Source organism: Brevundimonas sp. (assembly GCF_023259385.1).
Classification (GTDB): Bacteria; Pseudomonadota; Alphaproteobacteria; order Caulobacterales; family Caulobacteraceae; genus Brevundimonas.
In genome coordinates, this window is sequence record NZ_JAHFPF010000135.1 from 1 (window position 1) to 9,400 (window position 9,400).

The 9,400-nt window shown below is 73.0% G+C and carries 10 protein-coding genes; all 10 read right to left on the minus strand.

Annotation, left to right across the window (positions count from 1 at the left end; all coding sequences use genetic code 11):
* Positions 1–1,191: hypothetical protein (locus tag Q0C81_RS11290; RefSeq protein WP_291837648.1), on the minus strand; the 1,191-nt coding region annotated here is incomplete at its 3' end.
* Positions 1,178–2,023 (minus strand): MBL fold metallo-hydrolase, encoded by an 846-nt coding sequence (locus Q0C81_RS11295; protein WP_291837651.1) that lies wholly within the window; start codon positions 2,021–2,023, stop codon positions 1,178–1,180. The genes Q0C81_RS11290 and Q0C81_RS11295, both read right to left, overlap by 14 nt.
* Entirely contained in the window at positions 2,020–3,009 is a 990-nt protein-coding gene (locus tag Q0C81_RS11300) for an NAD(P)-dependent oxidoreductase (RefSeq protein ID WP_291837654.1), read from the minus strand. Before Q0C81_RS11300 ends, Q0C81_RS11295 begins: the two co-directional genes overlap by 4 nt.
* A complete protein-coding gene (locus Q0C81_RS11305; RefSeq protein WP_291837657.1) occupies positions 3,006–4,001 on the minus strand; it encodes a 3-oxoacyl-[acyl-carrier-protein] synthase III C-terminal domain-containing protein in 996 nt (331 codons plus the stop codon). The genes Q0C81_RS11300 and Q0C81_RS11305 overlap by 4 nt, the downstream gene beginning before the upstream one ends.
* 43 nt (positions 4,002–4,044) lie before the next feature.
* Positions 4,045–4,653 carry a bifunctional phosphoribosyl-AMP cyclohydrolase/phosphoribosyl-ATP diphosphatase HisIE gene (hisIE, locus tag Q0C81_RS11310; protein ID WP_291837659.1) on the minus strand — a complete coding sequence of 203 codons (609 nt, stop codon included), beginning with the start codon at positions 4,651–4,653 and terminating at the stop codon, positions 4,045–4,047.
* Entirely contained in the window at positions 4,650–5,417 is a 768-nt protein-coding gene (gene hisF / locus Q0C81_RS11315) for an imidazole glycerol phosphate synthase subunit HisF (RefSeq protein ID WP_291837661.1), read from the minus strand. The genes hisIE and hisF overlap by 4 nt, the downstream gene beginning before the upstream one ends.
* Positions 5,414–6,148: a 1-(5-phosphoribosyl)-5-[(5-phosphoribosylamino)methylideneamino] imidazole-4-carboxamide isomerase gene (locus Q0C81_RS11320; protein WP_291837664.1), complete on the minus strand. Its 735-nt coding sequence runs from the start codon at positions 6,146–6,148 to the stop codon at positions 5,414–5,416. Before Q0C81_RS11320 ends, hisF begins: the two co-directional genes overlap by 4 nt.
* Positions 6,145–6,747, minus strand: coding sequence for an imidazole glycerol phosphate synthase subunit HisH (hisH, locus tag Q0C81_RS11325; RefSeq protein WP_291837666.1), 603 nt, complete (start codon positions 6,745–6,747; stop codon positions 6,145–6,147). The genes Q0C81_RS11320 and hisH overlap by 4 nt, the downstream gene beginning before the upstream one ends.
* Positions 6,744–8,180, minus strand: a complete 1,437-nt coding sequence (hisB, locus tag Q0C81_RS11330) for an imidazoleglycerol-phosphate dehydratase HisB (RefSeq protein WP_291837669.1) — start codon at positions 8,178–8,180, stop codon at positions 6,744–6,746. Before hisB ends, hisH begins: the two co-directional genes overlap by 4 nt.
* The coding region (hisD, locus tag Q0C81_RS11335; RefSeq protein ID WP_291837672.1) for a histidinol dehydrogenase at positions 8,177–9,400 on the minus strand (1,224 nt) is incomplete at its 5' end. The genes hisB and hisD, both read right to left, overlap by 4 nt.

The window sequence follows — 9,400 nt, forward strand, 5'->3', positions numbered from 1 at the left end:
CGGGACGGCCACGCCGCGCTCCGCCAGCAGGGCGCGCAGGGCCTCCGCCGCTGCATCGACCCGATCCGGCGCGGCCTCGACCACGACACGGGACGGCCCGGCGACGGCGCGCCAGTCCTCGGCGGGCCCCAGGGCGGCGCTGAGCGTCTCCTCCACCGCGCGCGGCGGCACGGCGATCCCGCCCCAGCGCCACAGGTCTTCCAGCCGGCCTTCCACCGGCCGGATCGCCGTCCGGGCCGAGCCGCAGGGGCAGGGGGCGGACAGCGGCTCCAGCAGGTCGGGAAGGCGCAGCCGGATCATCGGCTGGGTCGTACGGCGCAGGTCGGTGATGATGGGCAGGAAGCGGTTGGTGCCCGGCACGGGCTCGCGCTCGACGATCAGCACGTCCTCGTTCAGGTGCAGGGTCCCGTGCACGCAGGGCGCGCCGAGGAAGCCCTCGGTGGCCTGATAGATGGGGGCCGGGCGGCTCTCCAGCGTGGCCTCGATCCAGTCGCGCTCGATCTCGCCCATGGGCTCGGCGCCCCAGAACAGGCGGGCGGGCCGCCAGGGGGCGCCGTCCTCCACCCGCCGGGTCAGGTCGGCCAGCACATGGGCGGGGGCGATCAGGATGTGCGGCGCGAAGGCGTCGAGGCGCTCCAGCTTCACCTCGCCCGGGACGTCGAGCCCGAGGAACAGGAAGCGGAACGGCCCGGCCCCGGACACGTCGCTGTACAGCTTGGACGAGGCGCGCAGGCTGAGCGCGATCCGCTTCTTCCGGAACAGGGCCGACTTGGGCATCAGCCGCGCGATCATATGGCCCAGATAGGCGGCCCGTTCGGCCTTGCTGCTGATGAACAGCCCGGGCGCGCCCGACGACCCTGAGGAGAAGCCCGCCACCACGCCGGGCGCGACCTCGCCCGAGCCGCCGGTCTCGGCGCTCCGGGCCGCGGCTTCGGCGGCGGCGCGGGGCAGGCCCAGGATGTTCCAGCGGTCGAAGGCGTCGCGCACCGCCTGCGGCGACAGGATGGGGAAGGCTTCCAGCGGTTGGCCGGCGAGGTCGGCCACGGCCGGGGTGCGGGCGATGACGGGCGTCATCTGTCGCCACAGCCGGGCCTGCCGCGCGGCGACGGCGGCGGGCGTGGTCAGCCGCGACCCGGTCCAGCGCGCGTCCACCCAGGCGCGCAGCACGGCGGGACGATCAATCGCCGACATGGGCCGTCTCGGTGGGAACCTCGCCGCAGTGCGACGGGGTCAGCAGCAGGGCGGGATTGCGGTCCCACAGCCGGTGCAGGGCGGTCAGGGTGTCGCGCCACGGCCCGGTCTGGCCCAGCAGGGCGGTGGTCAGGCGCGGCGGCGGGACGTTGTCGCGCACGGCCCCGCTCGACCAGGCGGCATCGGCGATCAGGAAGCGCGTCTGTCCGTCGTCCTGCCGCACCACCAGGCCCCAGTGGCCCGGGCAGTGACCGGGCAGTTGCACCGCCAGCAGGGAGCCGTCGCCCAGCACGTCCGCGCCGTCCTCGAACGGCGAAAGGTCCGGGCCCAGGGGCAGGCGCGGTCGGTCCTCGAAGAAGACAGCGCGGGCGTTGATGTCGGCCGGGGCCAGGTCGGCCAGCACGCCCTGCCGGACGCGGGCGAACCGGCCCGGCCTGCGCACCTGGTCCAGTCCCGCCCGCGCGCAGAAGATGCGGGCTTTGGGGAACCGCTTCAGCCCCGCGACATGGTCGCCGTGGAAGTGGGAGACGATCACCGCCGTCACCTCCTCGGGCCGAACGCCGAAGCCCGGAAGCTGCTCCGCCACCGTCTCGCCGGGCGGCAGGTCGACCGGGGTCATCCAGCGGTAGAGTACCTCCGGAAAGGCCTTCGTCGCTTCGAAGAAGGCGGGATCATAGCCGGTGTCGAACAGGATCGCGCCTTCGACCGGATGGACGATCAGGGCGGCCAGCGCCGGGAAGACGGCGGGTTTCAGCGATCCGTCGCGGCGGGTCATCACCTCCGGATGCGAACAGGCCCCGGCGCGCAGGATGTGGACCCGGCAGCGGGTCATGCCCGCTCCGCCAGCTTCGGCGCTACCGCCATGGCGGTCTCGACCGCATCATAGCGCGGCTCGTAGCCGATCAGCCGCTTCGCCCCGCTGAGGTCGAAGGTCTGCGACCAGGCCAGGGTCGACAGGGTGTAGGGCGTCAGCATCGGCTCGGGCTGTCCGGGCAACAGGCGGCTGATCGCCTCGGACGCCACCGACAGGACCTGCCCCAGCGCCAGCGGCAGGGGCACGATGCGCACCTCGACGCCCAGTGTCTCGCCCAGCCGCCGGACCAGGTCCGAGATCGGCAGGGGACGGCCCGAGGTGATGTTGACCACCTGCCCCCCGGCGGTCTCGCGATGCTGGTCCGCCAGCAGGAAGGCCCGGGCGGCGTCGCGGCTGTCGGTCAGTTCGACCAGGGCCTTGCCGCCCCGAAACAGCGGGAAGCGGCCCTTCTTCACCAGTTTGAGGATGCGCGGCAGCAGGACCGCATCGTCCGGCCCGATGATGGCGCGGGGGCGAAGGGAGACAGTACGGAAGCCGGGCGCATCGGCGGCGCGCACCAGCCGCTCGGCCTCGCCCTTGGTGCGGGAGTAGGCGTTCAGAGGCTTGGGGTTGGGCGGGCTGTCCTCGGTCAGGCCGGTCTGGTCGCCCCAACGCGCGAAGACGGAAGGCGAGGAGACGAAGATGAAGCCGTCCACCCCCGCTCGCCTCGCCGCCGCCAGCAGGCGCCGGGTCAGCTCGACATTGGCCAGTTCGAAGTCCGCATCCGGTCCCCAGGGACTGGATAGGGCGGCGGCGTGGAAGACCACGTCGATATCGCGGCAGGCGGCGTCGGTCTGGTCCAGCAGGTCGCCGCCGAAGGGCTCGGCGCCCATGGCCCTGAGCCGTTCCAGCGCCTCCGGCTTGCGGCCCGAGGCGCGCACGGCGTACCCGGCCTCGACCAGGGCGGCGACCAGCGCCAGGCCCAGTCCGCCGGTGGCGCCGGTGACGAGGGCGCGGCGGCTCATGTGCGGATCACCACGGCGGCGGCGCTGACGCCGGCGGCCGTGCCCAGCAGCAGCACTGTCTTCCCGGAGCCCAGCAGGCCGGTCGCCTGCGCTTCGGCCAGGGCGGTCGGCAGGGAGGCGGCGATCTGGTTGCCGCGCCCGGCGAAGATGTCGATCACCCGCGCCGGATCCCCGCCCATCAGCCGCCGCACGTGCTCGACCCCGGGCGCGCTGGCCTGATGGGGGACGATCACATCGACGGTCTCGCGGGTCAGTCCGGCCTCGCCCAGCACCCGGTCGACCAGGTCGGGCAGGCAACGGGCTGCGGCCTTGAAGATGCCGAAGGCGTCCAGGTGGAAGCGCGCGCCCTCGGTCAGGGCCTCAAGCCCGTGCTCGATGCGGATGCGGGTGCCGCCGGAGCGCAGGGTCGCCAGATCCTTGCCGTCGCCATAGGTCTCGAACCCGCGCGCCAGCAGGCCGGGGCCGTTCCGGTCCGCGCCCGCCTCGACGCAGACGGCCGCCGCGCCGTCGCCGAAGATGGCCGCTGCATGCGGCGCCTCCCAGTCCAGACCGGCGGAGGCGATGTCGCTGGATACGATCAGGGCGCGGCGGAAGCGGCCGGTCTCGAATCCCATGGCGGCCACGTCCAGGGCGGCGACGAAGGACAAGCAGGTCTGGTTGACGTCGAAGGCCCAGATGCCGGACTTGCCCAGGCCGAGCGCCTGCTGGATCAGCACCGAGGTCCCGGGGATGGGCTGCTCCATCACCCCGCAGGCGCCGATGATCACGTCCAGGTCGTCGGGCGCCCAACCGGCCATGGCCAGGGCCTCGCGGGCCGCTTCCGCGCCCATGGCCGAGGTGGTTTCGTCGGGCGAGGCGACGCCGCGGACGGCGATCCCGAACTGGCTCTCGGTCCATCCCGGGGCCTGGCCGAAAACCGCGTCCAGCGCCGTGGAGGGGCGTTGTTCGCGCGGCGCGCAGGTCCCGAATCCGGTCAGCGTCATCGGCGTCATGGCCAAAGGCTTAGCCTCGCGGGCCGGGGCCGTCCATCACACCTCAGTGACCGGCCCGCGCCGCCAGCACCTTCAGCACCGCCTCCAGCCCCATGCCACGGGCGTGCAGCAGGACCAGCAGGTGGTAGATCAGGTCGGCGGCCTCGGAGGCCAGTTCCTCGTCCGGCCCAGCGACGCCGGCCAGCGCGGTCTCGACCCCTTCCTCGCCGACCTTCTGGGCGATCCGCTTGGGCCCCTCGGCCAGCAGGCGGGCGGTCCAGCTCTCGGCCGGATCGGCGGCGGCGCGGACGGCGATGGTCTGTTCCAGCCGGGCGAGACGGCCCACGCCGGGCGCATCCTCCTCGCCGAAACAGCTGATCCGGTTCAGGTGGCAGGCGTTGCCGACGGGACGGACCTTCAGCACCAGGGCGTCGCCGTCGCAGTCGGCGGTGATGGAGACGACAGACAGCCGATCGCCGGAGGTCTCGCCCTTGCGCCAGCGGCCGCCGCGCGATCGCGAAAAGAACGTCGCCTCGCCGCTGTCCACCGTCTCGTCGAAGGCGGCGCGGTCCATATAGGCGAGGGTCAGCACCTGAAGGGTGGCCGCGTCCTGCACCACCACGGGGATCAAGCCGCCGCCCTTGGCGAAGTCCAGGGTGTTGGGATCGATCATGGTCTCACCTCGACGCCCGACCGGGTCAGGAAGGCCTTCAGTTCGGGGATGGGCAGGGTCCCGGTGTGGAAGACGCTGGCGGCCAGGGCGCCGGACACGTCGGCCTGGTCGAAGACGTCGCGGAAATGCTCGGCAGATCCGGCGCCGCCCGAGGCGACCAGCGGGATGGTCAGGCGCGACCGGGCGGCGGCCAGCTGGGTCAGGTCATAGCCTTGGCGCACCCCGTCCTCGTCCATGCAGTTCAGCACGATCTCGCCGGCGCCCAGCGTCTGGGCCTCGACGATCCAGTCCAGGGTCCGGCGGCCCGCGCCCCGGCTGGCGGCGGCGTCGCCGGTGTACTGGTGCACGACCCAGTCGTCGCCCGCGCGCTTGGAATCCACGCCGACCACAACGCACTGCGACCCCAGCCGGTCGGCCATTTCGGCGATCAGTTCGGGGCGTTCCAGGGCGGGGGAGTTGATCGACACCTTGTCCGCCCCATGGTCGAGGCAGCGCGCGGCCTGATCGACCGAGCGGATGCCGCCCGCGACGCAGAAGGGGATGTCCAGCAGGCGGGCGATGTCGCGCACCCAGCCGTAGTCGAGGGTGCGGCCCTGCGGGCTCGCGGTGATGTCGTAGAAGACCAGTTCGTCAGCGCCCTGATCGCGATAGCGGGCGGCCAGTTCGGCGGCGTCGCCCATGTCGCGATGGCCCTCGAAGCGGACGCCCTTCACGACCCGGCCGTCCTTCACGTCCAGACAGGGGATGATGCGTCGGGCGGTCATGCGCGCGCGGTTTCCAACGCCTGCGCCAGGGTGAACCGGCCTTCGTACAGGGCGCGGCCGATGATGGCCCCTGACGATCCGACCGAGCGGGCGCCGGTCAGGTCGGTCAGGTCGGCGATCCCGCCTGAAGCTTGCAGCCACAGGTCGGGCCGCCGCTGGTGGATCTCGGCCAGCAGGTCGAGGTGAGGCCCGGTCAGGGCGCCGTCGCGGCCCACGTCGGTGACCAGCAGATGTTTGGCGGCGCCGACCGGATAGCGGTCCAGGGCGGTCCACAGATCCACGTCGGCCGCCTCGGTCCAGCCCTTGAGCGCGGGGACATAGCGGTCGCCGTCGGCCTTCACGTCGATGGCCAGGGTGATGCGGTCGGGGCCGAAGCGCTCCAGCCAGCTCAGCACCTCGTCGGGCCGGGTGACCGCCAGGGAGCCGACGACGACCCGGCTGACGCCCGCGCCGAGCAGGCGGTCTACGTCGTCCGCGCTGCGCACGCCGCCGCCGGACTGGATGTGGATGTCGATGGCGGCGGCCAGTTCGCCGATCAGTTCGTGCTGCATGGCCCGGCCCGCCTCGGCGCCGTCCAGATCGACGATGTGTGCCCAGGTCGCGCCCGCCGCGCGAAACGCCGCCAGCCGCTTGGCCGGGGCGTCGTCATAGTGGGTCACCTGATCGAACTTGCCGTGCATCAGGCGCACGCAGACGCCGTCCCTGAGGTCGATGGCCGGATAGACGATCACGCGGTCAGCTCCAGGAAGTTCTTGAGGATGCGGGCGCCGGCCTTGGCCGAACGTTCCGGGTGGAACTGGCAGCCCCAGCGGTTGGCCTGGCGCACCACGGCGGGCACCACGCCGCCATAGTCGGCGCGGGCGAGGGTGGCGGGGCTGTCGGGACAGACGAAGCCGTGCACGAAATAGGCCCAGGCGTCGCCGCCGATCCCCTCCAGCAGCGGGTCTTCCCGGGTCACGTCCAGCCGGGACCATCCCATGTGCGGCACCGGCAGGCGCGGGCCCGGCTCCAGCTTGCGAACCCGTCCGGGGATCAGGTCCAGCAGGGGCGTGCCGCCGCCTTCCTCGCTGTCGGCGAAGAGCAGCTGCTGGCCGAGGCAGACCCCCAGCAAGGGGCGGGGAAAGGCGCGGACGGCCTCGGTCAGGCCCAGTTCGTCCAGCCGGGCCATCGCATAGCCCGCCTGACCCACGCCGGGCAGGATCAGCCGTTCGGCCTCGGCCACATCGACGGGATCGCTGGTCAGGCGCACCGCCGCGCCCAGCCGCTCCAGGGCGAACTGCACCGAGGCGACATTGCCTGCGCCATAGGCAAGGACGGTGACCGACTTCACAGCACCCCCTTTGTGCTGGGCACGGCCTCGCCCTCGACGCGGATGGCCTGGCGCAGGGCGCGGCCGAAGGCCTTGTAGGCGGCCTCGGTCTTGTGGTGGTCGTCCTCGCCCTTGACCGAGACATGGATCGCCGCGCCCAGGTGTTCGGCCAGGGACCGGAAGACGTGGGCGGTCAGATCGGTGCGGTAGTCGCCGATGAAGGGCGTGTCGAAGGTCCCCTCGAACACCGGATAGGGACGGCCCGACAAGTCGATCGACACCTGGGCCTCGGCCTCGTCCATGGGCAGGACGAAGCCGTAGCGGGCGATGCCGCGCCGCTCGCCCAGCGCCTGTTTCAGGGCCTGTCCGAGAGCGATGGCCGAGTCCTCGATGGTGTGGTGCGGATCGGTGTGCAGGTCGCCCTCGCACGACAGGGTCAGGGAGAAGCCCCCGTGGGCGGCGATCTGCTCCAGCATGTGGTCGAAGAAGCCGACGCCGGTGGAGATGACGACGGGCGCGGTCGCGTCCAGATCGACAGCGCAGACGATGCGCGTCTCCTTGGTGTCGCGCACGGCCTGGCCGATGCGGTTGGGCCGCGCCCTGGCCGGAGCGAGGTCGAGCGCGATCAGCAGGCGGTCGTTGACCTCGGCCTTGGCGGAGACGGGCAGGCGCAGGCGTTCTCCCGCGACCTCGGCGGCGACGCCGTAGCGGGTCAGGGCCGCCAGCACCGCGTCCGGGTTCGACGGGCGGGCGATCAGGACAGGGCCGAAGCCGGGCTCGACCGTCATCTCGCGCGACAGGGCCTTGCCCAGCCGCTCGCGTTCGCGGCGCACGGCGGCCAGCCGTTCCTTCGTCTCGATCAGGCGCGACGGGTCCAGCGCCTGCAGCGCCAGCCGCACCGAAACCTCGGGCAGAGCGTAGGGCTCCAGCACCGTCGCCAGCCGCGCCAGCGCCTCAGGCTGTCCCAAGGCGGCCCCGACGCGGGCGCCGGCCAGGCCGTAGGCCATCGACAGGCTGCGCAGGACGATCAGATTGGCGTGGCCGGCGATGGCCTCGACCGCCGAAGCGGCGTCGGCGTACTCGGCCATGCCCTCGTCGACCACCAGCAGGGCGGGGGCGACCCGCTCGGCCATCTCGGCCACCGCCTCCGGCGAACCGAGCGCGCGCAGGACGACGGCGGCGGTCCCGGCCCCGGCGATGGGACGGCGATAGAGGGCGGCCAGAGCGCGGTAGGGCTCAGCGTCCGGCGCCTCGACCCGCAGGCCGTCCAGCGCCGCGAGGCGGAACACCAACTCCAGCCCATGCGTCAGGCCGCGCACCGGCAGCACTTGGTCGGCAGACAGGCCGTAGATCTCGCTCATGCGAGCCGCGAGGGCGCGGGGTTCGACCGGATAGCGGTCCAGACCCTCGCCGCCGGCCACCAGCGGCGCGAAGGGCGCGGGCAGGTTCTTCATCGGCCGGACCTCAGATCGGCGGCGCGGGCGTGCGCCTCCAGCCCTTCCATCCGAGCCAGCTGCGCCGCGACGGGGGCCAGGGCGGCGGCCCCGGCCGCAGTCACGGACTGGACCGACATGGAGGTCATGAAGCTGGCGGTGGTGACGCCCCCCATCGTACGGGCGGCGCCGTCGGTGGGCAGGACGTGGCTTGGGCCGGAGGCGTAGTCGCCCAGGGCCTCGGCGGCGTTCGGACCGACGAAGACCGCGCCGGCGGCGGTGATGCGCGGGACCCACTGGTCGGCGTCCAGCGTCTGGATGGCCAGGTGCTCCGGGCCGTACAGGTTGGAGACGTCGCAGGCCTCGGTGATGCTGTTGACCCGGATGGCGCGGCCCTCGGCCAGGGCAGCGCGGGCGATGTCGGCGCGGGGCAGGGTTTCCAGCTGCAGCTCGACCTCTTCCAGCACGGCGTCGATCAGGCCCCGGCTTTCGGACACCAGCAGGACCTGGGCGTCAGGATCGTGCTCGGCCTGGCTCAGCAGGTCGGCGGCGGCCACCACGGCGTCGGCGTCCCGGTCGGCGATGACCAGCAGTTCGGACGGTCCGGCGGGCATATCGACGGCGGGGCCGCCGGGCAGGGCCGCAGCCTGTTTCTTGGCTTCGGCCACCCAGGCGTTGCCGGGGCCGAACAGCTTGGCGACCGGTTCGATCTCGCCGTCGTCGAAGATCGCGCCGAAGGTCAGGGCGGCGATGGCCTGCGCCCCGCCGATCAGCCACAGGGCGTCCAGCCCCGCTTCGCCGGCGGCGACGATCATGGCGGGGTGAGGCTCGCCGTCCTTCGAAGGCGGGGTCACGGCCACGCGCCGCCCGACCCCCGCCACGCCCGCCGGAATGGCCAGCATGAGCAGGGAGGAGAACAGGGGCGCGGTGCCGCCGGGCACATAGAGGCCCGCCGAACCGACGGGCCGCCAGGCGATGCGCGAGCGCACGCCGGGCCGGGTCTCGACCCAGGCGCTGTCCTCGGGCCTGGTCGCCTCGTGGAAGATGCGGATGTTCTCGGCGGCGATGCGCAGGGCGCGGGTGGCGGCGGGGGGCAGGGAGGCGCGGGCCTCGGAGACGGCCCGTTCGGTGATGGCGATGCGGCGCGGCGCGGCGCCGTCCAGCTTCAGGCCCCAGTCCGCGACGGCGGCGCCGCCCCGGGCCCGCACGTCGTCGAAGATGGCGCGCACGCCGTCGGCGAC

Coding starts and splice junctions, on each gene's coding strand:
- Q0C81_RS11295 (WP_291837651.1), bottom strand. CDS start 2,023: ATGACCCGCTGCCGGGTCCACATCCTGCGCGCCGGGGCCTGTTCGCAT.
- Q0C81_RS11305 (WP_291837657.1), bottom strand. CDS start 4,001: ATGACGCCGATGACGCTGACCGGATTCGGGACCTGCGCGCCGCGCGAA.
- hisF (WP_291837661.1), bottom strand. CDS start 5,417: ATGACCGCCCGACGCATCATCCCCTGTCTGGACGTGAAGGACGGCCGG.
- hisB (WP_291837669.1), bottom strand. CDS start 8,180: ATGAAGAACCTGCCCGCGCCCTTCGCGCCGCTGGTGGCCGGCGGCGAG.
- hisIE (WP_291837659.1), bottom strand. CDS start 4,653: ATGATCGATCCCAACACCCTGGACTTCGCCAAGGGCGGCGGCTTGATC.
- Q0C81_RS11300 (WP_291837654.1), bottom strand. CDS start 3,009: ATGAGCCGCCGCGCCCTCGTCACCGGCGCCACCGGCGGACTGGGCCTG.